The sequence below is a fragment of the Pseudomonas sp. GW821-FHT11D10 genome, from assembly GCF_058808435.1.
In genome coordinates this window covers 1-24,449 of record NZ_JBXARR010000013.1, presented here as the reverse complement: position 1 = coordinate 24,449, position 24,449 = coordinate 1, and the positions used below count along the sequence as shown (strand labels likewise).

Sequence of the window (24,449 nt, the reverse complement as noted above, 5' to 3'; positions counted from 1 at the left end):
CGTTTTTCCGGCTCCGACTATTTCAACAAGCGAGGAGGATCGCCATGGGCGTGACCAATCGGTTGGCCTGTTACTCCGACCCCGCCGACCACTATTCCCACCGAGTGCGCATCGTGCTTGCAGAGAAGGGTGTCAGCGCCGAAATCATTTTTGTGGAGGCTGGTCGTCAGCCGCCTAAACTGATTGAAGTGAACCCTTACGGCAGTCTGCCCACGCTGGTCGATCGTGACCTGGCGTTGTGGGAGTCGACCGTGGTGATGGAATACCTGGATGAGCGTTACCCGCATCCGCCATTGATGCCTGTGTATCCGGTGGCGCGTGCCAACAGCCGTCTGCTGATTCACCGCATTCAGCGTGACTGGTGTGGTCTGGTGGATCTGATTCTGGATTCGCGCACCAAGGAAGCGGCCCGAGCCGTGGCGCGCAAGGAATTGCGCGAAAGCCTGACGGGCGTGTCGCCGCTGTTTGCCGACAAGCCGTTTTTCCTCAGTGAGGAACAAAGTCTGGTGGATTGCTGCCTATTGCCAATACTCTGGCGTTTGCCGATTCTGGGTATAGAACTGCCGCGGCCGGCCAAGCCGCTGCTTGATTATATGGAGCGTCAGTTTGCGCGTGAGGCATTCCAGGCGAGTCTGTCTGGTGTCGAACGCGACATGCGCTAAGGCTTAAGGAGCCGCTATGAACTCCAGTCGACCTTATCTGGTCCGCGCGCTCTACGAGTGGATTGTGGATAACGATTGCACCCCGCACATGCTGGTCAATTCCGAATACCCGGCGGTGCAGGTGCCACAGGGATTTGCCAGTGACGGGCAGATTGTCCTGAACATTTCGCCGAGTGCCGTGCGGCACTTTCACATGGACAACGACGTTGTGACCTTCGAAGGTCGCTTCGGTGGCGTCCCGCACAGTCTGTACGTGCCGATTGCTGCAATCCTGGGGATCTATGCCCGGGAAAACGGTCAGGGCATGGTGTTCGATCTGGAGTCGCCGATGGATGACGAAGACGAGATCGAACAGGATGACGATGTTCCGCCACCGGACAGCGAGCCGCCGCGCCCAAGCGGCCGGCCAAGCCTGAAAGTGGTGAAGTAATAAAAAAAGGCGATCCGGTTGGATCGCCTTTTTTGTGCCTGCGTTTTTGCGGGTCAGTCGATGTATTCGAACAGCTTCACAATCTTCTGTACGCCGGAAACGCCCTGCACCAGGTTGGTCGCCTGGGCGGCTTCCTGTTTGGTCAGCAGGCCCAGCAGATAGACGATGCCGTTCTCGGTCACGACCTTGATGCGCGAGCCGGGAATGCTGGCATCGGCGAGCATCTGGGTCTTGATCTTGGTGGTCAGCCAGGAGTCGTTCTGGCGGGCAACGAAGCCAGAAGGTGCGATCACTTGCAGTTCGTTGTGAACCTTTTTCACGCGCTGAACGTTGGCGGCGGCCTGCTCGGCCTTCTCCTTGAGGTCTGCGCGCGGGGTCTGGCCGGCCAGTAGCACGACGCCATTGAAGCTGGTGACGACGATGTGCGAGTCGTTGTCCAGGGCCGGATCGGCCTTGGCTACGTTGACGCCGACTTTGGTTTCGATCAGCGAGTCATCGATCTTGCTGCCGAAAGTGCGGGTGCCACGGTCGTCTTCGATCGGCGCTTCACGGCTGGCATTCACCACCGAGGTGCAGCCGCTGATGCCGAGGCACAGGGTCAAGGCCAGAAGGCCAAGGCGATTAGGGGTCATTCTTCACTCCCGAACAGTTGGCTGTCGATCAGATCACAAAGGCAATGGATCGCCAGCAAGTGGACTTCCTGAATACGTGCGGTGACGTTGGCCGGTACGCGAATCTCGACGTCTTCGGGCAGCAGCAGCGAAGCCATGCCGCCGCCATCGCGTCCGGTCAATGCTACGACAATCATTTCGCGATCATGTGCGGCCTGGATCGCCTGAATAATGTTCGCCGAGTTGCCACTGGTCGAAATGGCCAGCAATACGTCACCCGGCTGGCCGAGTGCGCGGATCTGCTTGGAGAACACTTCGTTGTAGCTGTAGTCGTTGGCGATCGAGGTGATGGTCGAGCTGTCGGTGGTCAGCGCGATCGCCGGCAGGCTAGGGCGCTCACGCTCGAAACGGTTGAGCAGTTCCGAGGAGAAGTGCTGGGCATCGCCGGCCGAGCCGCCGTTACCGCAAGAGAGCATTTTCCCCTCGTTGAGCAGGGCGTTGACCATCACCTGGCTGGCTTGCTCGATGTGCGGTGCAAGTACGTCCATCGCCTGTTGCTTGGTGTCGATGCTGGCCTGGAAAAGCTGGCGAATTCGGGATTGCATGTCCATCTGTGTGACCTTAATTAGCGCGGCTGTCCGGCACGTGAATGTGCAGCCCGCAAAGCAAAGAGCAAAAGTGTTGAGTGAAAGTGTCCGGGTCGGAGCAGGCGGTCAACTGTCGAACGCATTCTGCAACCAGTTCAGCTGACCCTGGTGGCTGTCGATGGCCACCACGTCGAAGCGGCAGGGGGAATTGGCCCAACGCGACTCGCGCTGAAGAAAATACTGTGCGGCGAAAATCAGTTTCTGCCGTTTGCGCCCATCGATGCTGTCGAGTGCGCCACCCCATTGAGTGTTCTTTCGGTAACGGACTTCGACGAATACTACTGTATCGCCATCAAGCATGACCAGATCAAGCTCACCGCGTTTGCATAACCAGTTCTGCGCCAGCAGGCGCAGACCCTGGTGTTGCAGATGCTCGAGCGCCTGGGGCTCGGCATCCTTACCGCTTTGCAGGTGTGACCTGTCGGGCATCAGCGAGGAGTGTCCGGCAGGCGCTGGATCTGGCCGCTGACGAACTGCGCCCATGGCAACTGACGGACGACGCGCTGGGACTGGGTCATGCCCAGGCTGCCCGACTGACCTTCGATGCGGCTGTCCGGCAATGCCTTGAGCTGATCCAGGCGTGGCGCCAGGCGGTAGGCGTCGACGCCCATCGCGTACAGACGGCCGAGGCTGCCGGCGGCTTGTGGCCATTGCGCGGTGACCTGCTGACGCAGCGGATCGCTGGTTTCCAGCAGCCACGGGGTTTCGCAGAAGCGCACGCCGTTCATGTCGTTGTACTGGTTCACGTCGCCGCTGGCGCTGAACACGTGGGAGGTCGCATAGACCGGCACGTCACCGGCGTACTGGAAGTTCAGGGTCGGCTTGATCTGCTGCGCCTGCTGCGGTGTGGCGGCGAGGAAGATGAATTCGATGTCCTGGCGACGCGAAGGCTGGGCGGCTACGTTGGTGCCGGCAGCATTCTGCAGGCTCTTGGCGCGGGCTTCGCTCTGACGCAGCTGGAACATGTCGGCGATCTGCTGGGCCAGTTGCACCGGCTGGTCGACGCGTTCGGTGGCGACAATGCTGCCGCCGTTGGCTTGCCAGTCCTGGCTGAAGGCGCGCAGGACGCGGTCGCCCCATTCGCCTTTCGGCACCATGATGGCAGCGCGATGCAGGCCGTCGGCACGGGCGCGGCGGGAGACTTCGCGGGCTTCGTCTTCAGCGGCCAGACCGAACTGGAACAGCTGCGCCGGGCCTTGATCGCCTTCGCTGTAGTTCAGGGCGAGGGTGGTGATCGGCAGTTGCGGGCGAGTGCTCAACTGTTTGACCAGCGGCTTCTCCAGCGGACCGACGACCAGTTGCACGCCATCGGCCTGGGCCTTGCGGTAGAACTCGTCGAGGTTGGTCAGTTTCGAGCTGTCGTAGAACTCGATGGCCGGTGGTTTCTGGCCGGCTTGCTGAGCCTGATAGTGCGCGGCCATGAAGCCGTCACGCAGGGCCTTGCCGACCGAGGCCAGTTGGCCATCCTGTGGCAGGAGCAGGGCGATCTTGCTCAGGGGCTGGCTGGCCAGTTCCTTGAGTTTGGTCAGGGGCAGCGGCAGGTTGATTGCGGCTGGATGCTTTGGATGCTGGTTGCGCCAGTTGTCGATGGCGGCTTGCTGTTGCTCCAGGGTGCCGGCGGTTTTCACCGCGAGGGCCAGGCTCATCCAGCCGCCGAGGTCATCGGTGGTGTTCGCTTGCAGTTGATCGGCCGGCAGCGATGCAATCAGGGTCCAGATCGCTTCGTGGTTCTTGCTGGCAGCTTCACCTTCCAGCATCGGCGCAATGAAGATGCGCTCGCGGGCGGCGGCCAGGGTCTGACCGTCGGCTTCAAGGGCGCGGGCGTGAACGGTGCCGGCGCGAACTTGCAGCGGTACGGACATTTCGCTCAGGCGTTGCAGGCTTGGGTGGCTCAGGGCAGTCAGCGCGGCTTTCGGCTGATTGCGGGTCATGGCCAGTTCGGCAGACAGGGTGCTGGCAAATGCCTGCTGGCCCGGCTGGAGTTGTTCCATCGGCACTTGCTGCAGGATTTGCGCGGACTGTCCGGCATTGCCCTGGCGGTACGCCATGTCTGCCGCACTCAGGCGCAGCAGCGCAGCCTTGTCCGGCGATTTGGCCTGGGCAGCCTGTTCGAGCAGTTGCTCGATGGTGGCATCCGGAGTCCGTGGAAGTTCGCCAAGGCTGGAGGAAGGGGAGCTGGCGCAAGCCGCCAGCAAGGCAGCGAGGCAGAGGGCAGTGAACAGCCGCAGGCAAGCGATCATGTAAGTGTTCCTGATACTCGATCAAATTAGCGTCGAATTGTACCCAAGCACTGGCCGGGGCGCGATGTTACTGGCGTGAAACCGTCAATTTAGCTGATACAAAGAGTGCGCAGCCTCACAATGGTGCGACAAACCGTGTCCGACCCGGACGCATCGTCCGGCGCACGACGCGCTACAATGGCGGTTTTTACCGATCATGAGGTGTGCGCTTTGACTGCTCCAGGTCCTTTGAATTCCGCTGCGGGCTCGCTTTATGTGGTGGCGACGCCCATCGGCAACCTGGATGACATCAGCGCCCGGGCGTTGAAGATCCTGCGCGAGGTGGCGCTGATCGCCGCCGAAGATACGCGCCACTCCCAGCGCCTGATGCAGCACTTCGGCATCTCCACGCCGCTGGCAGCCTGTCACGAACACAACGAGCGGGATGAAGGCAGTCGCTTCATTACCCGCCTGTTGGCGGGCGACAACGTCGCACTGATTTCCGATGCCGGTACACCGCTGATTTCCGACCCCGGTTATCACCTGGTGCGTCAGGCCCGTGCCGCCGGGATCAATGTGGTGCCGGTGCCGGGTGCATGCGCGTTGATCGCAGCGTTGTCGGCTGCAGGCCTGCCGTCCGACCGTTTTATTTTCGAAGGCTTTTTGCCGGCCAAGGCCGTAGGGCGCAAGGCGCGCCTGGAAGCTATCAAGGAAGAACCGCGCACGCTGATTTTCTATGAGGCGCCGCATCGCATTCTGGAATGCCTGCAGGATATGGAAGCGGTTTTCGGCGCTGATCGTCCTGCATTGCTCGCTCGTGAAATCACCAAGACCTTTGAAACACTCAAGGGATTGCCGCTGAGCGAGTTGCGGGCATTCGTCGAGGCGGACAGCAATCAGCAGCGTGGCGAATGCGTTGTGGTGGTGGCGGGCTGGACCGCGCCGGAATCTGAAGATGCCGTCAGCAGCGAGGCGATGCGCATCCTCAATCTGTTGCTGGAAGAGATGCCGCTCAAGCGTGCGGCGGCTCTGGCGGCGCAAATCACCGGTGAGCGCAAAAACGTGCTGTATCAGGTGGCGCTGGACCAGCAAAAAGACGCGTAACCCGTCGCGCAGACCGGTTTGCGGGCTATTAGCGCTTGTTCTTCGGCCGCTCTGCCGTTAACCTGCGCGGCGGAGAGTCGATCGGACAGTCGCTGCCCTCTATGAAAATTAGGGGGGGGAGGAAAGTCCGGGCTCCATAGGGCGAAGTGCCAGGTAATGCCTGGGAGGCGTGAGCCTACGGAAAGTGCCACAGAAAATAACCGCCTAAGCGCTTCGGCGCCGGTAAGGGTGAAAAGGTGCGGTAAGAGCGCACCGCACGTCTGGCAACAGTTCGTGGCTAGGTAAACCCCACTTGGAGCAAGACCAAATAGGGTCCCAAGGCGTGGCCCGCGCTGGGACCGGGTAGGTTGCTAAAGATGTCCAGTGATGGCCATCGTAGACGAATGACTGTTCAAGACAGAACCCGGCTTACAGATCGACTCTCCACCTTTTTCTTTTCCCTGCTTGAATTAAAGGCGACAGGGCTGTTTATTATCAGCAGGCCTGCGCTGGAAACCGGCAGCGGCAAACGCAGTAATAGCCATTTCCCACCTTGCTTCAATCAACAGCAGAAGCGCTTTTGTAATACCGAAAAAATCTTACTCTTAACAAATTACTTTAACTTTCGAGCGCAGCTTTCAGTGCTGCTTCAAGTTATTGGATAAAAGCATCCGCCAGATTCTCGTTGCTCCTCCTTTTATGCTCCTAAATCTCCGTTCTGTAAGGGTTTTCCTTTAATCCGCGCCTTGACGGTGTGGTGGGCGCATTCCTATAGTGTGCGCAAGTGGCGGAAAGTGGCATGAAGTGGGTTTTTTGAGCTCAAAACGATAAAAATTGGAGAAACGCAGACGTGTTTCGCGGAGCTAACGCTATCAGTCTCGACGCAAAGGGCCGTCTCGCCATGCCGAGCCGGTACCGTGACGAGCTCGATTCGCGCAGTTCCGGCCAATTGATCGTGACCATTGATGCCGTTGATCCATGTTTGTGTGTCTACCCGCTCGATGAGTGGGAAATTATTGAAACCAAGTTGCGCGCGCTTCCTTCGCTTCGCGAAGAGAACCGTCGTCTGCAGCGTTTATTGATTGGTAATGCCGTTGACCTCGAGCTCGACGGCAGTGGTCGTTTTCTGGTGCCGCCGCGCCTGCGCGAATACGCGAAGCTCGACAAGCGCGCGATGCTGGTGGGCCAACTGAACAAGTTCCAACTGTGGGACGAAGATGCCTGGAATGCGGTTTCTGCCGCTGACCTGGCTGCCATACAACAACCGGGCGCCATGCCTGACGAACTGCGTGATCTGATCCTGTGACTATTGATAGCGGCTTTAACCACATCACCGTACTGCTTGACGAAGCCGTCGAGGCTCTCGCCGTACGTCCTGATGGCTGCTATCTGGACGGCACGTTCGGGCGCGGCGGGCACAGCCGGTTGATCCTGAGCAAGCTCGGGCCGGATGGTCGGCTCATCGGATTCGACAAGGATCCTCAAGCGATTGCCACCGGGCAAACGCTAGCGGCCGAAGACGGCCGCTTTGTCGTTGTGCAGCGCAGCTTTGCCGAGCTCGGCTCGGTGGTTGCCGAACAGGGTCTGGCCGGCAAGGTCAGCGGCATTCTGCTGGATCTGGGCGTGTCTTCGCCGCAGCTCGATGACGCCGAACGTGGCTTCAGCTTCCTCAACGACGGCCCGCTGGACATGCGCATGGATCCGTCCCGTGGCATCAGCGCCGCCGAGTTCGTCAACACCGCGCCGGTGGAAGAAATCGCCCGTGTTTTCAAGGAATACGGCGAAGAACGTTTCTCCGGTCGCATGGCCCGTGCCGTGGCCGAGCGCCGTGACATCACGCCGTTCGAGCGCACCGCCGATCTGGCCGAAGTCCTGAAAGTCGCCAACCCGGCGTGGGAAAAGGGCAAGAACCCGGCAACCCGTGCTTTCCAGGGCCTGCGCATTCACGTCAACAACGAACTGGGCGATCTGGAAGCGGGTCTTGAAGCCGCGCTCGAATGCCTGGAAGTGGGCGGTCGTCTGGTCGTGATCAGCTTCCACTCGCTGGAAGACCGTATCGTCAAACTGTTCATGCGCAAGCTGGTGAAAGGCGAAGCCGACAACCTGCCGCGCAACCTGCCGGTTCGCCACGTTGCATTCGAACCGAAAATCAAAGTCCATGGCAAAGCGCAGACGGCCTCCGACGCCGAACTCAAAGCCAACCCACGTTCCCGTAGCGCCGTCATGCGCGTGGCGGAGAAGCTGCGGTGAGCAAGCTTTTCGCCAAGCCACTGCCCGGCGGCAGCTTTTTCATGCTGCTGTTGTTCATCGGCGTGCTCGTGTCGGCCATCGGCGTGTCTTACAGCGCCCACTGGAACCGGCAGTTGCTCAACACCCTTTACAACGAATTGAGCGTGCGCGACAAGGCGCAGGCCGAGTGGGGGCGTCTGATCCTGGAGCAAAGCACCTGGACCGCTCACAGCCGGATCGAAGTGCTGGCCACCGAACAGCTGAAGATGCACATCCCTGGCGCGGCTGACGTGAAGATGGTGGCGCCATGATGAAACTCGAAGGGGCTCTCTTCCCGTGGCGTTTCCGTCTGATGGTGGCACTGCTCGGCGTGATGGTCGCGGCGATCTGCTGGCGCATCATCGACCTGCAAGTGGTTGACCGTGACTTCCTCAAAGGCCAGGGCGACGCGCGCAGTCTTCGGCATATTCCGATTCCGGCTCACCGTGGTCTGATCACCGACCGTAACGGCGAGCCTCTGGCCGTGAGTACCCCGGTCACCACGCTGTGGGCGAACGCCAAGGAAATGCAGGCCGCCAAAGAGAAGTGGCCGGCACTGGCCGCCGCGCTGGGGCAGGATCCGAAAGCCCTGGCCGAACGTCTCGAAGCCCAGGCCAACAAAGAGTTCATTTATCTGGTGCGCGGGTTGACCCCCGAGCAGGGCCAGGCCGTGCTCGACCTGAAAGTGCCGGGCGTCTACGGCATCGAAGAATTCCGCCGGTTCTATCCGGCCGGTGAAGTGACGGCGCACATGGTCGGGTTCACCGACATCGATGACCACGGTCGTGAAGGCGTCGAACTGGCCTACGATGAATGGCTGGCCGGCGTGCCCGGCAAGCGGCAAGTCATCAAGGATCGGCGCGGACGGCTGATCAAGGATGTCCAGGTCACCAAAAACGCCAAGGCCGGCAAGCCCTTGGCGTTGTCGATTGACCTGCGGCTGCAATATCTGGCCAACCGCGAACTGCGCAACGCGATCATCGAGAACGGCGCCAAGGCCGGCAGTCTGGTGATCATGGACGTGAAGACCGGCGAGATTCTCGCGATGGTCAACCAGCCGACCTACAACCCGAACAACCGTCGCAACCTGCAACCGGCGATGATGCGTAACCGCGCGATGATCGACGTGTTCGAACCCGGTTCGACCATGAAGGCGATCTCGATGAGCGCCGCGATCGAAACCGGCCGCTGGAAGCCGAGCGACACCGTCGAGGTGTATCCGGGCTCCCTGCAGATCGGCAAATACACGATCAAGGACGTATCGAAGACCGAAGGTCCGGTACTCGACCTGACCGGCATTCTGATCAATTCCAGTAACGTCGGCATGAGTAAGGTCGCGTTCGACATTGGCGGCGAAACCATTTTCCGCCTCGCACAGAAAGTCGGCCTCGGCCAGGACACCGGTCTCGGCTTCCCGGGCGAGCGTGTCGGCAACCTGCCGAACTACCGCGAGTGGCGCAAGGCCGAGACCGCAACGCTGTCGTACGGCTACGGTATTTCGGTGACCGCGATCCAGCTGGTGCACGCGTTCTCGGCGCTGGCCAACAACGGTCGCCTCGCACCGCTGACCCTGATCAAAACCGACAAGGCGCCGCAGACCACCCAGGTGCTGCCGGAAGCCGTCGCCAAAACCATGCAAGGCATGCTGCAACAAGTGATCGAAGCCCCGCGCGGCGTGTTCCGTGCGCAGGTGCCGGCGTATCACGTGGGCGGCAAGTCCGGTACCGCGCGTAAAACGTCGGTCGGCACCAAGGGCTACGCCGAAAACTCTTACCGCTCGCTGTTCGCCGGTTTCGGCCCGATGAGCGATCCACGTTATGCAATCGTCGTGGTGATCGATGAACCGACCAAGGCCGGTTACTTCGGTGGTCTGGTCTCGGCGCCGGTGTTCAGCCGTGTGATGTCGGGCACCCTGCGCCTGATGAACGTCACCCCGGACAACCTGCCGACCACACAACAGGCCAACGCCACCCCGGCCGTTCCGCTGAAAGCCAATGGAGGGCGCGGCTGATGTCTCTGAGTCTGAACAAGATTTTCCCCCACGCCGGCCACGATCTGTTGATCCGTGAACTGGCGCTCGACAGTCGCAACGTACGCGCGGGTGACCTGTTCCTCGCGGTGCCGGGCGGCAAGTTCGACGGGCGTGCGCACATTGCTGACGCCTTGCAGCGCGGTGCTGCTGCCGTGGCCTATGAAGTGGAAGGCGCCACCGTGCTGCCGATCACCGAAGTGCCGCTGATTCCGGTCAAGGGCCTGGCGGCGCAGTTGTCGGACATCGCCGGGCGTTTTTACGGTGAGCCGAGTCATCACCTGAACCTGATCGGCGTGACCGGCACCAACGGCAAGACCAGCGTGACCCAACTGGTGGCGCAGGCGCTGGACCTGCTAGGTCAGCATTGCGGCATCGTCGGCACCCTCGGCTCCGGTTTCCATGGCGCGCTGCAAAGCGGCCTGCACACCACGCCGAATCCGATTGCCATGCAAGCGACCCTGGGCGACCTGAAAAAGGCCGGCGCCAAAGCCGTGGCCATGGAAGTCTCGTCCCACGGTCTGGATCAGGGCCGGGTTACCGCGCTGGCATTCGATGTGGCGGTGATGACCAACCTGTCCCGCGATCACCTCGATTACCACGGCACCATGGAAGCTTACGCCGAGGCCAAGGCCCGGCTGTTCGCCTGGAATGACCTGAAGTGCCGCGTGGTCAACCTCGACGACGATTTCGGCCGGCAGCTTGCCGCTGAAAAACGCGAGTCGCGGCTGATCACTTACAGCCTGCTCGACAGCAGCGCCTATCTCTATGTGCGTGAAGCGCAGTTCGACGACCATGGCGTGCGCGCCACGCTGGTCACGCCGCAGGGCGAGCACCATCTGCGCAGCACGCTGCTCGGTCGTTTCAACCTGAGCAACGTACTGGCCGCCGTCGGCGCCTTGCTCGGTCTCGACTACGCGCTCGACGAAATTCTCAAGGTGTTGCCGAAGCTCGAAGGCCCGGCCGGACGCATGCAGCGTCTCGGCGGTGGCACCCAGCCGCTGGTGGTGGTCGATTACGCCCACACCCCGGACGCGCTGGAAAAAGTACTGACCGCGTTACGCCCGCACGTCAAAGGTCAACTGCTGTGCCTGTTCGGCTGCGGCGGTGATCGCGATCGCGGCAAACGTCCGCTGATGGCCGAAGTGGTCGAGCGTCTGGCCGACCGTGTGCTGGTCACTGACGACAATCCGCGCACCGAAGACCCGGCGGTGATTTTCGATGACATCCGCGCCGGTTTCACGGCTGTGGACAAAGTGACGTTCGTGGCCGGTCGTGGCCAGGCCATCGCGCAATTGATTGCCGGCGCTTCGGCGGATGACGTGATCGTTCTGGCCGGCAAAGGTCACGAGGACTATCAGGAAATCAACGGCGAGCGTCACGCATTCTCTGATCTGGTCGAGGCGGATCACGCCCTGACCGCGTGGGAGGTGGCCCATGCTTAAGGCCCTGAAACTCAGCGAACTGACCAACGCGCTCGATGCCCGTCTGATCAGCACCGACGCCAGTTTTGACGGCGTGAGCATCGACAGCCGCGCGATCAAGGCTGGCCAACTGTTTATTGCCCTGACCGGCCCGCGTTTCGACGGTCATGACTATCTGAATGAAGTCGCCGCCAAAGGCGCCGTTGCGGCATTGGTCGAGCGCGAAGTCGCCGACAGCACGCTGCCGCAATTGCTGGTCAAGGACACCCGCCAGGCCCTCGGCCAGTTGGGTGCCTTGAACCGTGCCGCATTCACCAAACCGGTCGCGGCCGTTACCGGTTCCAGCGGCAAGACCACGGTCAAGGAAATGCTCGCGAGCATCCTGCGCACGCGCGGCTCGGTGCACGCGACCCGTGGCAACCTGAACAACGACCTCGGCGTACCGCTGACCCTGCTCGAACTCGCCCCGGAACACAGCGCGGCAGTGATCGAACTGGGTGCCTCGCGTCTGGGTGAAATCGCTTACACCGTAGGTTTGACCAAGCCGCACGTGGCGATCCTCAACAACGCCGGGACCGCCCACGTCGGTGAGTTCGGCGGGCCAGAGAAAATTGTCGAAGCCAAGGGCGAAATCATCGAAGGGCTGGCGGCCGACGGCGTCGCCGTGCTGAACCTCGATGACAAGGCGTTTGGCATCTGGAAGACCCGCGCCGGCGCGCGCAAGGTGCTGACGTTTTCCCTGAGCAACACTCAGGCGGATTTTTACGCCAGCGACCTGGCCACCGATGCCCGTGGCTGCCCGGCGTTCAACCTGCACAGTCCTGAAGGTGTGGAACGGGTTCAACTGAACCTGCTCGGCACCCACAACGTCGCCAACGCCATGGCCGCCGCCGCTGCCGCTCACGCTTTGGGCGTGTCTCTGTTCGGCATCGCCACCGGGCTTGGCGCGGTACAACCGGTCAAGGGTCGCACCGTCGCGCAACTGGCGAAAAACGGCATGCGCGTGATCGATGACACTTACAACGCGAACCCCACCTCGATGTGCGCGGCCGTTGATATACTCGCCGGCTTTTCCGGCCGCACCGTCCTGGTGCTCGGGGATATCGGCGAGTTGGGCGACTGGGCGGAGCAGGGGCACCGCGACGTGGGCGAATACGCCCGGGGCAAGGTTTCCGCGCTTTACGCCGTCGGGCCGAACATGGTCCACGCCGTGAACGCATTCGGTAACGAGGCGCATCACTTCGGCACACAAGCCGAACTGATCCAGGCCCTCGGCGCCGAGCAGGACACAAACACCACCATTTTGATCAAGGGTTCGCGCAGCGCAGCGATGGAAAACATCGTTGCGGCCCTGTGCGGGTCCAGTCTGGAGAAACATTAATGCTGCTGCTGCTAGCGGAGTATCTGCAACAGTTCTACAAAGGCTTCGCGGTCTTCCAGTACCTGACCCTGCGCGGGATCCTCGGTGTGCTGACCGCGCTGGTCCTGTCGCTGTGCTACGGCCCGTGGATGATCCGCACCCTGCAGAACCGTCAGATCGGTCAGTCCGTTCGTAACGACGGCCCGCAATCGCACCTGTCCAAATCCGGTACGCCGACCATGGGTGGCGCGCTGATTCTGTCTTCGATCGGCGTCAGCACTTTGCTGTGGGCTGACCTGAGCAACCGTTATGTGTGGGTCGTGTTGCTGGTGACCCTGCTGTTCGGCGCCATCGGCTGGGTCGACGACTACCGCAAGGTGATCGAGAAGAACTCCCGTGGTCTGCCAAGCCGCTGGAAATATTTCTGGCAGTCGGTGTTCGGCCTCGGTGCGGCGATCTTCCTTTATATGACTGCCAGCACTCCGGTGGAAACCACCCTGATCCTGCCGATGCTCAAGGACTACAGCATTCCGCTGGGCGCTGGCTTCATCGTGCTGACGTACTTCGTGATCGTCGGTTCGAGCAACGCGGTCAACCTGACCGACGGCCTCGACGGTCTGGCGATCATGCCAACGGTGATGGTCGGCGGTGGCCTGGGCATTTTCTGCTACCTGTCGGGTAACGTGAAATTCGCTGAATACCTGCTGATCCCTTACGTACCGGGCGCAGGCGAGCTGATCGTGTTCTGCGGCGCATTGATCGGTGCCGGCCTGGGCTTCCTGTGGTTCAACACCTACCCGGCGCAAGTCTTCATGGGTGACGTCGGCGCACTGGCGCTGGGCGCGGCCCTGGGCACGATCGCGGTGATCGTCCGTCAGGAAATCGTTCTGTTCATCATGGGCGGCGTGTTCGTGATGGAAACCCTGTCAGTCGTCATTCAGGTTGCGTCCTTTAAGCTGACCGGTCGCCGTGTGTTCCGCATGGCGCCGATTCACCACCACTTTGAACTCAAGGGCTGGCCCGAGCCGCGCGTGATCGTCCGTTTCTGGATCATCACCGTGATTCTCGTGCTGATCGGCCTTGCCACCCTGAAGCTGAGGTAGAACGAGTGTCTCTGATCGCTTCTGACCACTTCCGCATCGTTGTCGGCCTCGGCAAGAGCGGCATGTCCCTGGTTCGCTTCCTGGCGAACCGGGGCGTGGCGTTTGCCGTGGCGGACACGCGGGAAAATCCACCGGAACTGGCCACGCTCCAGCGTGACTATCCGCACGTGGAAGTGCGTTGTGGCGAGCTGGACGTCGAGTTCCTGTGCCGTGCCGACGAGCTCTACGTGAGCCCCGGCCTGGCACTGGCGACCCCGGCCCTGCAAGCCGCCGCGGCCCGTGGCGTGAAGCTGTCCGGCGACATCGAGCTGTTCGCGCGTAACGCGAAGGCGCCGATCGTGGCCATCAGCGGTTCCAACGCGAAAAGCACCGTCACCACCCTGGTCGGCGAGATGGCGGCTGCGGCCGGCAAGCGCGTGGCCGTGGGCGGCAACCTCGGTACGCCGGCGCTGGATCTGCTCCGCGATGACGTCGAGCTGTACGTGATGGAGCTGTCGAGTTTCCAGCTGGAAACCACCGACCAGCTCAACGCCGAAGTGGCGACCGTGCTCAACATCAGCGAAGACCACATGGACCGCTACAGCGGTCTGCCGGCCTATCACCTGGCCAAGCACCGGATCTTCCGTGGCGCCAAGCAGTTTGTGGTCAACCGTCAGGACGCCTTGACCCGTCCGCTGATGGGCGAGGGCCAGCCGTGCTGGACCTTCGGTCTGACCAAACCCGATTTCAAGGCATTCGGCCTGCGCGAAGAGAATGGCGAGAAATACCTGGCTTTCGAATTCCAGAACCTGATGCCGGTGCGCGAATTGAAGATTCGCGGCGCCCATAACCAGTCCAACGCCCTGGCGGCGCTGGCGCTCGGCCACGCGGTCGGGCTGCCGTTCGACGCCATGCTGGCAGCGCTGCGCACCTTCGCCGGTCTCGAACACCGTTGCCAGTGGGTACGTGATCTGGACGGCGTCGGTTACTACAACGATTCCAAAGCCACCAACGTTGGCGCCGCACTGGCGGCCATCGAAGGCCTGGGCGCGGACATCGACGGCAAGGTCGTGCTGATCGCCGGTGGCGACGGCAAGGGTGCCGAATTCAAGGACCTGCGCGATCCGGTGGCGGCCCATTGCCGCGCCGTGATTCTGATGGGCCGCGACTCCGACAAGATTGGCGAAGCGATCGGCGATGCCGTGCCGCTGATTCGCGCGACCACGCTGGTCGACGCGGTCGCCCAGTGCCGCGCCGTCGCCCAGCCGGGTGACGTGGTGCTGCTGTCGCCAGCCTGCGCCAGTTTCGACATGTTCAAGAACTACGAAGACCGTGGTCACCAGTTCGTCCGCGCCGTGGAGGATCTGGCATGAGCTTGAGAAACATCATCAAGCCATACCCGTCGCCGCTGATCACCGGACGCGGGATCGACCTCGACTTCCCGATGCTCGCCGGTTGCCTGGCGCTGCTCGGCCTGGGCCTGATCATGATCGCCTCGGCATCGACAGAAGTCGGCGCGGCGCAGTCGGGCAGTGCTCTGTATTACATGACCCGTCACCTGATCTACGTGGTGCTGGGCCTGGGCGCGTGTGTCGTCACCATGATGATCCCGATCGCCACCTGGCAGCGGCTGGGCTGGCTGATGCTGATCGGCGCGTTCGGTCTGCTGGTGATGGTGATCATCCCGGGGATCGGCCGTGAGGTGAACGGCTCGATGCGCTGGATCGGTTTCAGCTTCTTCAACGTTCAGCCGTCCGAGATCGCCAAGGTGTTCGTGGTGATCTACCTCGCCGGTTATCTGGTGCGTCGTCAGAAAGAAGTGCGCGAGAGCTGGATGGGCTTCTTCAAGCCGTTCATCGTGCTGCTGCCGATGGCAGGCCTGCTGCTGATGGAGCCGGACTTCGGTGCCACCGTCGTGATGATGGGCGCGGCGGCGGCGATGCTGTTCCTCGGCGGAGTCGGGCTGTTCCGCTTTTCGCTGATGGTGGTGCTGGCCGTCGGTGCGGTGGTGTTGCTGATTCAGATGCAGCCGTACCGGATGGCGCGTCTGACCAACTTCGCCGACCCGTGGGCCGACCAGTTCGGCGCCGGTTATCAATTGTCGCAAGCCTTGATCGCGTTCGGTCGCGGTGAATGGCTGGGCGTTGGCCTGGGTAACAGCGTGCAGAAGCAGTTCTACCTGCCGGAAGCGCACACCGACTTCGTGTTCTCGGTCCTGGCAGAAGAACTCGGCGCCGTGGGTTCGCTGTGCACCGTGGCGCTGTTCGTGTTCGTGTGTATTCGCGGGATGTACATCGGTCTGTGGGCCGAGAAAGCCAAACAGTTTTTTGCCGCTTATGTTGCCTACGGCCTGTCGTTCCTGTGGATCGGCCAGTTCCTGATCAACATCGGCGTGAACGTCGGCCTGTTGCCGACCAAGGGCCTGACCTTGCCGTTCCTCAGTTATGGCGGCAGTTCCCTGGTGATCTGCTGCGCCTGCCTTGGCCTGTTGCTGAGGATCGAGTGGGAGAGCCGGACCCACCTGGGCAGTGAAGAGATGGAATTCCATGAGAGCGACTTCGCCGAGGAGCCGAACCATGGGCGCTAACGTATTGATCATGGCCGGCGGTACCGGTGGCCACGTGTTCCCGGCGCTGGCCTGTGCCCGCGAATTCCAGGCGCGCGGCTACACCGTGCACTGGCTCGGCACACCGCGCGGGATCGAAAACGATCTGGTGCCGGCGGCGGGTCTTGAGTTGCACCGCATCAACGCCACTGGCCTGCGTGGCAAGGGCAAGCTGTCGCTGCTCAAGGCACCGTTCATGCTGCTGAAATCGGTGTGGCAGGCGCGGGCGATCATTCGCCGCTTGCGTCCGGTGTGCGTGGTCGGATTCGGCGGCTATGTGACCGGTCCCGGTGGTCTTGCCGCCAAACTGGCCGGCGTGCCGGTGATCGTTCATGAGCAGAACGCCGTGGCCGGCACCGCCAATCGGTTGCTGGTGCCGTTCGCCGCCCGGGTGTGTGAAGCCTTCCCCGACACCTTTACCCTGTCGGACAGCCGCCGTACCACCGGTAACCCGGTGCGCAGCGAGCTGTTCCTCGAAACACCGCGCCCGGCCCTGGCTGGACGCAAGGCGCGTTTGCTGATCCTGGGCGGAAGCCTGGGCGCAGAGCCGTTGAACAAGTTGCTGCCTGAAGCCCTGGCACAAGTCGCTGCCGACTTGCGTCCGGAAGTGTTCCATCAGGCTGGCAGAAACCACGATGAAGTGACTGCAGAGCGCTACCGCGCCGCCGGCGTGGATGCGCAGGTGCAGCCGTTCATCAAAGACATGGCCCAGGCCTATGGCTGGGCTGACCTGGTGGTGTGCCGCGCCGGCGCATTGACCATCAGCGAACTGGCCGCCGCCGGTCTGCCCTCGATGCTGGTGCCCTTGCCCCACGCGATCGACGATCACCAGACCCGCAACGCCGATTATTTGGCCCGCGAAGGCGCTGCCTTCCTGATGCCGCAAAGAACGACTGGCGCCGCGGACCTTGCCGCGCGCCTGACAGAGGTCTTGATGCAACCGCAACGACTCGAACAAATGGCCCAAGCGGCCCGCCGTCTGGCGAAACCCGAAGCCACCCGAAGCGTGGTCGATACCTGTCTGGAGGTGGCCCATGGTTGAGAATCAGAAAGCCATGCCGCAACCGGAAATGCGCCGCATCCGTCGCATCCACTTCGTCGGGATCGGCGGCGTGGGCATGTGCGGCATCGCCGAAGTGCTGCTGAACCTGGGCTATGAAGTGTCCGGTTCGGACCTGAAAGCTTCGCCGGTGACCGAGCGCCTGGAATCCTTCGGTGCACAGATCTTCATCGGCCACCGTGCCGAAAACGCCGCTGCCGCCGATGTGCTGGTGGTGTCGAGCGCCGTCAATACTTCCAATCCGGAAGTGGCGACCGCGCTGGAACGCCGCATCCCGGTGGTGCCGCGTGCCGAAATGCTCGCCGAACTGATGCGCTACCGCCACGGCATCGCCGTTGCCGGTACCCACGGCAAGACCACCACCACCAGCCTGATCGCTTCGGTGTTCGCGGCCGGTGGCCTGGATCCGACCTTCGTCATCGGTGGCCGTCTGAATGCCGCGGGCACCAATGCCCAGCTCGGCACCAGCCGTTACCTGATCGCCGAAGCCGATGAAAGCGACGCAAGCTTCCTGCACCTGCAACCGCTGGTGGCCGTGGTCACCAACATCGACGCCGACCACATGGCGACCTACGACGGCGACTTCAACAAACTGAAGAAAACCTTCGTCGAGTTCCTGCACAACCTGCCGTTCTACGGTCTGGCAGTGGTGTGCCTGGACGACCCGGTAGTGCGTGAAATCCTGCCGCAGGTCAAACGTCCGGTCGTCACCTATGGCTTCAGCGAAGAAGCCGACGTGCGTGCGATCAATGTTCGCCAGCAAGGCATGCAGACCTTCTTCACCGTGCTGCGTCCCGAGCGTGAGCCATTGGATGTGTCCGTGAACATGCCGGGCAACCACAACGTGCTCAACGCGCTGGCAACCATCTGCATCGCCACCGACGAAGGCGTCAGCGATGAAGCCATCGTCCAGGGCCTTTCCGGGTTCCAGGGTGTCGGCCGACGCTTCCAGGTCTATGGCGAACTGCCGGTGGACGGCGGCAGCGTGATGCTGGTCGACGACTACGGTCACCACCCGACCGAAGTCGCAGCCGTGATCAAAGCCGTGCGCGGTGGCTGGCCTGAGCGCCGTCTGGTGATGGTCTACCAGCCGCACCGCTACAGCCGCACCCGCGACCTGTACGACGATTTCGTCAATGTACTGGCCGACGCCAACGTGCTGCTGCTGATGGAGGTCTATCCGGCCGGCGAAGAGCCGATCCCGGGTGCCGACAGCCGCAAACTGTGCAACAGCATCCGTCAGCGCGGTCAGCTCGACCCGATCTACATCGAGCGCGGCGTCGACCTGGCGCCGGTGGTCAAGCCGCTGCTGCGTGCCGGCGACATTCTGCTGTGCCAGGGCGCCGGTGATATCGGCGGTCTCGCACCGAAACTGTTGAAAAGCGAGTTGTTCGCCGGTGCCGTGGCGGCATCGGTCGAGGGGAAGTTGAAATGACTGCTGCCTACGCCAATCTGTTCTCCACCATCGCCCCGAAGGATTTCGGCCGTGTGGCCGTGCTGTTCGGTGGTCTGAGTGCCGAGCGTGAAGTTTCGCTGAAGTCAGGCAACGCCGTGCTCACTGCGCTGCAAAGCGCGGGTGTGGACGCGTTCGGCATCGACGTCGGCGCCGATATTCTGCAGCGCCTGCTGAGCGAAAAGATCGACCGCGCGTTCATCATCCTCCACGGTCGTGGCGGTGAAGACGGCAGCATGCAGGGCCTGCTCGAAGTGGCCGGCATTCCGTACACCGGCAGCGGCATCCTGGCTTCGGCACTGGCGATGGACAAACTGCGCACCAAGCAGGTCTGGCACACGCTCGGGATTCCGACGCCGCGTCACGCCGTGCTGCGCAGCGAGGCCGATTGTATTTCGGCTGCGACGGAACTGGGCTTCCCTTTGATCGTCAAACCGGCGCATGAAGGTTCAAGTATCGGGATGGCCAAAGTGAGTTCTGCGTCCGAGTTGATCGACGCATGGAAAGCGGCCAGTACCTACGATTCGCAAGTGTTGGTCGAGCAATGGATCCACGGTCCGGAGTTCACCATCGCCACCCTGCGTGACCAGGTGTTGCCTCCTATCGCCCTGGGCACGCCACACACGTTCTACGACTACGACGCCAAGTACATCGCCAACGATACCCAGTATCGGATTCCGTGCGGGCTCGATACCGCCAAGGAAAAAGAACTCATGGACCTCACGGCGCAAGCCTGCGAGGCGCTGGGTATTGGTGGTTGGGGCAGGGCGGACGTGATGCAGGACGCCGACGGCAAATTCTGGTTCCTGGAAGTCAACACCGCTCCCGGCATGACCGATCACAGCCTGGTACCGATGGCGGCGAAAGCAGCCGGTCTGGATTTCCAGCAACTGGTCCTGGCCATTCTGGCCGCCAGTGTCGATGCCGACGGCAAGAAAGAGGCGCGAGGTTAAGACCATGCAAGGCGCACAGCTCAGACATCAGCCACCCGCACCCGGCCGCAAGCCGGTGCCGCGGGGTGCCAGCCGAATGGTGGCCAAAGAGCCGATGTCCGCGCGCCTGCCAAAAGCCAACTTCGGCTTTTTGAAAGGTCTGTTCTGGCCGGTGCTGCTGGTGGCCCTGGGGTTCGGCACTTACGAAGGCGCACAGCGTTTGCTGCCGTACGCCGACCGGCCGATCACCAAGATCGCGGTGCAGGGCGACCTGAGTTACATCAGCCAGCAAGCGGTGCAGCAGCGGATCGCCCCGTACGTGGCGTCGAGCTTCTTCACCATCGACCTGGCGAGCATGCGCACCGAGCTGGAACAGATGCCGTGGATCGCCCACGCCGAAGTACGTCGGGTGTGGCCGGACCAGGTGGTGATCCGCCTCGAAGAGCAACTGCCGGTGGCCCGCTGGGGCGACGAGTCGTTGCTCAACAACCAGGGCCAGGCGTTTACGCCCAAGGAACTGGCGAACTACGAACACTTGCCACAGCTGTTCGGTCCGCAGCGGGCCCAGCAGCAAGTGATGCAGCAATACCAGGTGCTGAGCCAGATGCTCCGGCCATTGGGCTTCTCGATTGCGCGGCTCGAACTGCGTGAACGTGGCAGCTGGTTCCTGACCACCGGTGCCGGCAGTTCCGGCCCCGGGATCGAGCTGCTGCTGGGACGCGGCAACCTGGTGGAAAAGATGCGCCGCTTCATTGCCATCTATGACAAGACGCTCAAAGAACAGATTACGAACATTGCGCGCATCGATCTGCGCTATGCCAACGGCCTCGCTGTTGGCTGGCGGGAACCAGTAGCGCCGACGACAGCCCAACCCGCTGTCGCAAAGAATTAAGAAGAGGCAGGACCCATGGCAAACGTGCAAAGCGGCAAAATGATCGTCGGTCTCGATATCGGCACCTCCAAAGTGGTGGCGCTGGTCGGCGAGGTTGCGGACGACGGCACGCTCGATATCGTCGGGATCGGCACTCATCCGTCCCGCGGCCTGAAAAAAGGCGTGGTGGTCAACATCGAGTCCACTGTGCAGTCGATCCAGCGCGCGATCGAGGAAGCCCAACTGATGGCGGGCTGCCGCATTCACTCGGCGTTCGTCGGCGTGGCGGGCAATCACATCCGCAGCCTGAACTCCCACGGCATCGTCGCGATCCGTGATCGCGAAGTCAGCGCGGCGGACCTGGAGCGCGTGCTCGACGCCGCCCAGGCGGTGGCGATCCCGGCCGACCAGCGTGTGCTGCACACCCTGCCGCAGGATTACGTGATCGATAACCAGGAAGGCGTGCGCGAGCCGCTGGGCATGTCCGGCGTACGTCTGGAAGCCAAGGTTCACGTGGTCACCTGCGCCGTCAACGCCGCACAGAACATTGAAAAATGCGTGCGTCGCTGCGGTCTGGAAATCGACGACATCATTCTCGAGCAACTGGCCTCGGCCTACTCGGTTCTGACCGACGACGAAAAAGAGCTGGGCGTGTGCCTGGTCGACATCGGCGGCGGCACCACCGACATCGCGATCTTCACCGAAGGCGCTATCCGCCACACGGCGGTGATCCCGATCGCGGGCGATCAGGTGACCAACGACATCGCCATGGCGTTGCGCACCCCGACCCAGTACGCCGAAGAGATCAAGATCCGCTACGCCTGCGCCCTGGCCAAACTGGCCGGTGCCGGCGAGACCATCAAGGTGCCGAGCGTCGGTGACCGTCCGCCGCGCGAACTGTCCCGCCAGGCCCTGGCCGAAGTGGTCGAGCCGCGTTACGACGAACTGTTCACCCTGATCCAGGCCGAGCTGCGTCGCAGCGGCTACGAAGACCTGATCCCGGCCGGCATCGTGCTGACCGGTGGTACCTCGAAGATGGAAGGCGCCACGGAACTTGCCGAAGAAATCTTCCACATGCCGGTCCGCCTGGGCGTGCCGCATGGCGTGAAAGGTCTGGATGACGTGGTACGCAACCCGATTTATTCCACTGGCGTTGGCTTGTTGATGTACGGCCTGCAGAAGCAGTCCGACGGGATCTCGTTCTCGGGCATCGGCAGCCGCGACAGCTACAGCAACGATGAGCCGCAGGCGCCGTTGCTGGACCGTTTGAAGAAGTGGGTTCAAGGCAACTTCTAACGCTTTACCGCAGCACCGCAACAAACAGCAGTAGGCGAAAAAACTAGAGAATGTAAGGAGAGGGAAAATGTTCGAACTCGTAGACAACATCCCCGCAAGCCCGGTAATCAAAGTTATCGGTGTTGGCGGTGGCGGCGGCAACGCTGTCAACCACATGGTCAAGAGCAACATCGAAGGCGTGGAATTCATCTGCGCCAACACCGATGCTCAAGCGCTGAAAAACATCGGCGCGCGCACCATTCTGCAACTGGGCACCGGCGTGACCAAAGGCCTGGGCGCCGGCGCCAACCCGGAAGTCGGCCGTCAGGCTGCGCTGGAAGATCGCGAGCGCATCGCTGAAGTGCTGGCCGGCACCAACATGGTGTTCATCACCACCGGCATGGGCGGCGGTACCGGTACCGGTGCTGCGCCGATCATCGCCGAAGTGGCCAAGGAAATGGGCATCCTGACCGTTGCGGTCGTGACCCGTCCGTTCCCGTTCGAAGGCCGCAAGCGTATGCAGATCGCCGACGAAGGCATCCGCATGCTCTCGGAAAGCGTCGACTCGCTGATCACCATTCCGAACGAAAAACTGCTGACCATCCTCGGCAAGGACGCAAGCCTGCTGTCGGCTTTCGCCAAGGCTGACGATGTACTGGCCGGTGCCGTTCGCGGTATCTCCGACATCATCAAGCGTCCGGGCATGATCAACGTCGACTTCGCCGACGTACGCACCGTGATGAGCGAAATGGGCATGGCAATGATGGGCACTGGCTGCGCCAGCGGTCCGAACCGTGCACGTGAAGCGACCGAAGCGGCCATCCGCAACCCGCTGCTGGAAGACGTGAACCTGCAAGGCGCACGCGGCATCCTGGTGAACATCACTGCCGGTCCTGACCTGTCCCTGGGTGAGTACTCCGACGTGGGTTCGATCATCGAAGCCTTCGCTTCCGAGCACGCGATGGTCAAGGTCGGTACCGTTATCGATCCGGACATGCGCGACGAACTGCACGTGACCGTGGTTGCCACCGGTCTGGGCGCGAAAATCGAGAAGCCTGTGAAGGTCATCGACAACACCGTTCACACCTCGATGGCGGCTGCTCAAGTGCAGCAACCGGCACCCGCTCGTCAGGAAGCGCCCGCGGTGAACTACCGTGACCTGGACCGTCCGACCGTCATGCGCAACCAGGCTCAGGCCGGTGCTGCGACTGCCGCGAAGATGAATCCGCAAGATGACCTGGACTACCTGGACATCCCGGCTTTCCTGCGTCGTCAGGCCGATTGATGAAATGTATCAGGGGTATTCAGGTGATTGGTGTTCAGCAAAGGCTCGGTCTGCTATCATCGCCAGCCTTTGTTGATACCAGTTCGCAATTTGCGCTGAAGCGGCCCATGCCATGATTAAACAACGCACACTGAAAAATATTATCCGTGCCACCGGTGTAGGTCTGCACTCCGGGGAGAAGGTTTACCTGACCCTCAAGCCTGCACCTGTCGACACCGGGATCGTCTTTCGTCGTGCCGATCTCGATCCGGTTGTCGAGATACCGGCTCGCGCGGCCAACGTCGGCGAGACAACCATGTCGACGACGCTGGTCAACGGTGACGTGAAGGTAGACACGGTGGAGCACCTGCTCTCGGCCATGGCTGGCCTGGGCATCGATAACGCCTACGTCGAGCTCTCCGCGTCTGAAGTCCCGATCATGGATGGCAGCGCAGGACCTTTCGTATTCCTGATTCAATCGGCTGGCCTGGAAGAACAGGACGCCGCCAAGAAATTCATCCGCATCCTGCGTGAAGTGACAGTGGAAGACGGCGACAAGCGCGCCACTTTCGTCCCTTTCGAAGGGTTCAAGGTGAGCTTCGAGATCGATTTCGATCACCCGGTTTTCCGGGACCGCACCCAAAGTGCAAGCGTGGATTTTTCCAGCACTTCGTTCGTAAAAGAAGTCAGCCGCGCCCGTACTTTCGGTTTCATGAGTGACATCGAGTACCTGCGCAAGCACAACCTCGCACTCGGCGGCAGCGTTGAAAACGCGATCGTGGTCGATGCCGATGGCGTACTGAACGAAGACGGCCTTCGCTATGAAGACGAATTCGTGAAGCACAAGATCCTCGATGCGATTGGCGACCTGTACCTGCTGGGCAACAGCCTGATTGGTGAGTTCAAGGGCTTCAAGTCCGGCCACGCACTGAACAACCAGCTGCTGCGCAAGTTGATTGAGCAGAAAGATGCCTGGGAAGTCGTGACGTTCGAAGACGCCAGCACTGCACCAATCTCTTACATGCGCCCGGTTGCGGCGGTGTAAGTAAAAAACCTCTCTAGTTTTTTGAAGGCCACCTTTGGGTGGCCTTTTTTTATGGTTCTTCACGGAATCCCGGGAAACACAGAAACAAGAACGCCGATTTGATTGATGATGTTCGTGCGAGCAAACACA

23 protein-coding genes and 1 other RNA gene are annotated in these 24,449 nt (G+C 61.7%); 20 read left to right on the top strand and 4 right to left on the bottom strand.

The window, feature by feature from the left end; all coding sequences use genetic code 11:
* Positions 1 to 44 precede the first annotated feature (44 nt).
* Together AC1RT4_RS27920 and AC1RT4_RS27915 are read left to right on the top strand one after the other, a co-directional pair.
* Positions 45 to 662, top strand: coding sequence for a glutathione S-transferase N-terminal domain-containing protein (locus AC1RT4_RS27920; RefSeq protein WP_011335872.1), 618 nt, complete (start codon positions 45 to 47; stop codon positions 660 to 662).
* 16 nt (positions 663 to 678) lie between these two features.
* Positions 679 to 1,092: a ClpXP protease specificity-enhancing factor gene (locus tag AC1RT4_RS27915; RefSeq protein WP_493089325.1), complete on the top strand. Its 414-nt coding sequence runs from the start codon at positions 679 to 681 to the stop codon at positions 1,090 to 1,092.
* Between the two features lie 53 nt (positions 1,093 to 1,145).
* Here AC1RT4_RS27915 and AC1RT4_RS27910 read toward each other — a convergent pair whose 3' ends face one another.
* The 4 genes from AC1RT4_RS27910 to AC1RT4_RS27895 all read right to left on the bottom strand — a co-directional run bounded on the left by AC1RT4_RS27910 (position 1,146) and on the right by AC1RT4_RS27895 (position 4,590).
* On the bottom strand, positions 1,146 to 1,724 hold the full coding sequence (locus AC1RT4_RS27910; RefSeq protein WP_007956785.1) for a BON domain-containing protein: 579 nt from the start codon (positions 1,722 to 1,724) through the stop codon (positions 1,146 to 1,148).
* On the bottom strand, positions 1,721 to 2,314 hold the full coding sequence (locus AC1RT4_RS27905; RefSeq protein WP_007928463.1) for a phosphoheptose isomerase: 594 nt from the start codon (positions 2,312 to 2,314) through the stop codon (positions 1,721 to 1,723). The genes AC1RT4_RS27910 and AC1RT4_RS27905 overlap by 4 nt, the downstream gene beginning before the upstream one ends.
* A gap of 102 nt (positions 2,315 to 2,416) precedes the next feature.
* On the bottom strand, positions 2,417 to 2,779 hold the full coding sequence (locus AC1RT4_RS27900) for a YraN family protein (RefSeq protein ID WP_493089322.1): 363 nt from the start codon (positions 2,777 to 2,779) through the stop codon (positions 2,417 to 2,419).
* Positions 2,779 to 4,590 (bottom strand): penicillin-binding protein activator, encoded by a 1,812-nt coding sequence (locus AC1RT4_RS27895; RefSeq protein WP_064599306.1) that lies wholly within the window; start codon positions 4,588 to 4,590, stop codon positions 2,779 to 2,781. Before AC1RT4_RS27895 ends, AC1RT4_RS27900 begins: the two co-directional genes overlap by 1 nt.
* Positions 4,591 to 4,767: 177 nt before the next feature.
* Here AC1RT4_RS27895 and rsmI point away from each other — a divergent pair, with 177 nt between their 5' ends.
* From rsmI to lpxC, 18 genes are all read left to right on the top strand, one after another.
* A complete protein-coding gene (gene rsmI, locus AC1RT4_RS27890; protein WP_080511027.1) occupies positions 4,768 to 5,673 on the top strand; it encodes a 16S rRNA (cytidine(1402)-2'-O)-methyltransferase in 906 nt (301 codons plus the stop codon).
* Positions 5,674 to 5,746: 73 nt separating this feature from the next.
* Positions 5,747 to 6,100: RNase P RNA component class A (gene rnpB / locus AC1RT4_RS27885), an RNA gene on the top strand.
* A 402-nt stretch (positions 6,101 to 6,502) separates the two neighbouring features.
* Positions 6,503 to 6,958, top strand: coding sequence for a division/cell wall cluster transcriptional repressor MraZ (gene mraZ / locus AC1RT4_RS27880; protein ID WP_007917012.1), 456 nt, complete (start codon positions 6,503 to 6,505; stop codon positions 6,956 to 6,958).
* Positions 6,955 to 7,902: a 16S rRNA (cytosine(1402)-N(4))-methyltransferase RsmH gene (gene rsmH / locus AC1RT4_RS27875; RefSeq protein ID WP_039766256.1), complete on the top strand. Its 948-nt coding sequence runs from the start codon at positions 6,955 to 6,957 to the stop codon at positions 7,900 to 7,902. The genes mraZ and rsmH overlap by 4 nt, the downstream gene beginning before the upstream one ends.
* Complete coding sequence (gene ftsL / locus AC1RT4_RS27870) at positions 7,899 to 8,192, top strand: cell division protein FtsL (RefSeq protein ID WP_007956777.1); 294 nt, start codon at positions 7,899 to 7,901, stop codon at positions 8,190 to 8,192. The genes rsmH and ftsL overlap by 4 nt, the downstream gene beginning before the upstream one ends.
* Positions 8,192 to 9,931 carry a peptidoglycan D,D-transpeptidase FtsI family protein gene (locus AC1RT4_RS27865; protein WP_493089428.1) on the top strand — a complete coding sequence of 580 codons (1,740 nt, stop codon included), beginning with the start codon at positions 8,192 to 8,194 and terminating at the stop codon, positions 9,929 to 9,931. The genes ftsL and AC1RT4_RS27865 overlap by 1 nt, the downstream gene beginning before the upstream one ends.
* Complete coding sequence (locus AC1RT4_RS27860; protein ID WP_085684701.1) at positions 9,931 to 11,394, top strand: UDP-N-acetylmuramoyl-L-alanyl-D-glutamate--2,6-diaminopimelate ligase; 1,464 nt, start codon at positions 9,931 to 9,933, stop codon at positions 11,392 to 11,394. The genes AC1RT4_RS27865 and AC1RT4_RS27860 overlap by 1 nt, the downstream gene beginning before the upstream one ends.
* Complete coding sequence (locus AC1RT4_RS27855) at positions 11,387 to 12,754, top strand: UDP-N-acetylmuramoyl-tripeptide--D-alanyl-D-alanine ligase (protein ID WP_493089318.1); 1,368 nt, start codon at positions 11,387 to 11,389, stop codon at positions 12,752 to 12,754. Before AC1RT4_RS27860 ends, AC1RT4_RS27855 begins: the two co-directional genes overlap by 8 nt.
* Positions 12,754 to 13,836: a phospho-N-acetylmuramoyl-pentapeptide-transferase gene (mraY, locus tag AC1RT4_RS27850; RefSeq protein WP_007956769.1), complete on the top strand. Its 1,083-nt coding sequence runs from the start codon at positions 12,754 to 12,756 to the stop codon at positions 13,834 to 13,836. Before AC1RT4_RS27855 ends, mraY begins: the two co-directional genes overlap by 1 nt.
* A 5-nt stretch (positions 13,837 to 13,841) precedes the next feature.
* Positions 13,842 to 15,188 (top strand): UDP-N-acetylmuramoyl-L-alanine--D-glutamate ligase, encoded by a 1,347-nt coding sequence (gene murD, locus AC1RT4_RS27845; RefSeq protein WP_493089316.1) that lies wholly within the window; start codon positions 13,842 to 13,844, stop codon positions 15,186 to 15,188.
* The gene (gene ftsW, locus AC1RT4_RS27840) at positions 15,185 to 16,402 is read left to right on the top strand and encodes a putative lipid II flippase FtsW (RefSeq protein WP_007956765.1); all 1,218 of its coding nucleotides are present in this window, start codon (positions 15,185 to 15,187) and stop codon (positions 16,400 to 16,402) included. The genes murD and ftsW overlap by 4 nt, the downstream gene beginning before the upstream one ends.
* Entirely contained in the window at positions 16,392 to 17,462 is a 1,071-nt protein-coding gene (gene murG, locus AC1RT4_RS27835; protein ID WP_011335863.1) for an undecaprenyldiphospho-muramoylpentapeptide beta-N-acetylglucosaminyltransferase, read from the top strand. The genes ftsW and murG overlap by 11 nt, the downstream gene beginning before the upstream one ends.
* Positions 17,455 to 18,915 carry a UDP-N-acetylmuramate--L-alanine ligase gene (gene murC, locus AC1RT4_RS27830; RefSeq protein WP_085606920.1) on the top strand — a complete coding sequence of 487 codons (1,461 nt, stop codon included), beginning with the start codon at positions 17,455 to 17,457 and terminating at the stop codon, positions 18,913 to 18,915. The genes murG and murC overlap by 8 nt, the downstream gene beginning before the upstream one ends.
* On the top strand, positions 18,912 to 19,886 hold the full coding sequence (locus AC1RT4_RS27825) for a D-alanine--D-alanine ligase (RefSeq protein ID WP_493089311.1): 975 nt from the start codon (positions 18,912 to 18,914) through the stop codon (positions 19,884 to 19,886). Before murC ends, AC1RT4_RS27825 begins: the two co-directional genes overlap by 4 nt.
* A 4-nt stretch (positions 19,887 to 19,890) precedes the next feature.
* Positions 19,891 to 20,757, top strand: a complete 867-nt coding sequence (locus AC1RT4_RS27820) for a cell division protein FtsQ/DivIB (protein WP_007956757.1) — start codon at positions 19,891 to 19,893, stop codon at positions 20,755 to 20,757.
* Positions 20,758 to 20,772: 15 nt separating this feature from the next.
* Complete coding sequence (ftsA, locus tag AC1RT4_RS27815; protein ID WP_127799830.1) at positions 20,773 to 22,032, top strand: cell division protein FtsA; 1,260 nt, start codon at positions 20,773 to 20,775, stop codon at positions 22,030 to 22,032.
* 67 nt (positions 22,033 to 22,099) lie between these two features.
* On the top strand, positions 22,100 to 23,296 hold the full coding sequence (ftsZ, locus tag AC1RT4_RS27810; RefSeq protein WP_025109282.1) for a cell division protein FtsZ: 1,197 nt from the start codon (positions 22,100 to 22,102) through the stop codon (positions 23,294 to 23,296).
* A 112-nt stretch (positions 23,297 to 23,408) separates the two neighbouring features.
* Positions 23,409 to 24,320 (top strand): UDP-3-O-acyl-N-acetylglucosamine deacetylase, encoded by a 912-nt coding sequence (gene lpxC / locus AC1RT4_RS27805; RefSeq protein ID WP_007956752.1) that lies wholly within the window; start codon positions 23,409 to 23,411, stop codon positions 24,318 to 24,320.
* Positions 24,321 to 24,449 lie beyond the last annotated feature (129 nt).

What these genes read in the sequence shown, in the direction of transcription:
- AC1RT4_RS27920 (WP_011335872.1), top strand. Translation starts at nt 45, where the DNA reads ATGGGCGTGACCAATCGGTTGGCCTGTTACTCCGACCCCGCCGACCAC.
- AC1RT4_RS27915 (WP_493089325.1), top strand. Translation starts at nt 679, where the DNA reads ATGAACTCCAGTCGACCTTATCTGGTCCGCGCGCTCTACGAGTGGATT.
- AC1RT4_RS27910 (WP_007956785.1), bottom strand. Translation starts at nt 1,724, where the DNA reads ATGACCCCTAATCGCCTTGGCCTTCTGGCCTTGACCCTGTGCCTCGGC.
- AC1RT4_RS27905 (WP_007928463.1), bottom strand. Translation starts at nt 2,314, where the DNA reads ATGGACATGCAATCCCGAATTCGCCAGCTTTTCCAGGCCAGCATCGAC.
- AC1RT4_RS27900 (WP_493089322.1), bottom strand. Translation starts at nt 2,779, where the DNA reads ATGCCCGACAGGTCACACCTGCAAAGCGGTAAGGATGCCGAGCCCCAG.
- AC1RT4_RS27895 (WP_064599306.1), bottom strand. Translation starts at nt 4,590, where the DNA reads ATGATCGCTTGCCTGCGGCTGTTCACTGCCCTCTGCCTCGCTGCCTTG.
- rsmI (WP_080511027.1), top strand. Translation starts at nt 4,768, where the DNA reads ATGGCGGTTTTTACCGATCATGAGGTGTGCGCTTTGACTGCTCCAGGT.
- AC1RT4_RS27865 (WP_493089428.1), top strand. Translation starts at nt 8,192, where the DNA reads ATGAAACTCGAAGGGGCTCTCTTCCCGTGGCGTTTCCGTCTGATGGTG.
- AC1RT4_RS27860 (WP_085684701.1), top strand. Translation starts at nt 9,931, where the DNA reads ATGTCTCTGAGTCTGAACAAGATTTTCCCCCACGCCGGCCACGATCTG.
- AC1RT4_RS27855 (WP_493089318.1), top strand. Translation starts at nt 11,387, where the DNA reads ATGCTTAAGGCCCTGAAACTCAGCGAACTGACCAACGCGCTCGATGCC.
- mraY (WP_007956769.1), top strand. Translation starts at nt 12,754, where the DNA reads ATGCTGCTGCTGCTAGCGGAGTATCTGCAACAGTTCTACAAAGGCTTC.
- ftsW (WP_007956765.1), top strand. Translation starts at nt 15,185, where the DNA reads ATGAGCTTGAGAAACATCATCAAGCCATACCCGTCGCCGCTGATCACC.
- murG (WP_011335863.1), top strand. Translation starts at nt 16,392, where the DNA reads ATGGGCGCTAACGTATTGATCATGGCCGGCGGTACCGGTGGCCACGTG.
- murC (WP_085606920.1), top strand. Translation starts at nt 17,455, where the DNA reads ATGGTTGAGAATCAGAAAGCCATGCCGCAACCGGAAATGCGCCGCATC.
- AC1RT4_RS27825 (WP_493089311.1), top strand. Translation starts at nt 18,912, where the DNA reads ATGACTGCTGCCTACGCCAATCTGTTCTCCACCATCGCCCCGAAGGAT.
- AC1RT4_RS27820 (WP_007956757.1), top strand. Translation starts at nt 19,891, where the DNA reads ATGCAAGGCGCACAGCTCAGACATCAGCCACCCGCACCCGGCCGCAAG.
- ftsA (WP_127799830.1), top strand. Translation starts at nt 20,773, where the DNA reads ATGGCAAACGTGCAAAGCGGCAAAATGATCGTCGGTCTCGATATCGGC.
- ftsZ (WP_025109282.1), top strand. Translation starts at nt 22,100, where the DNA reads ATGTTCGAACTCGTAGACAACATCCCCGCAAGCCCGGTAATCAAAGTT.
- lpxC (WP_007956752.1), top strand. Translation starts at nt 23,409, where the DNA reads ATGATTAAACAACGCACACTGAAAAATATTATCCGTGCCACCGGTGTA.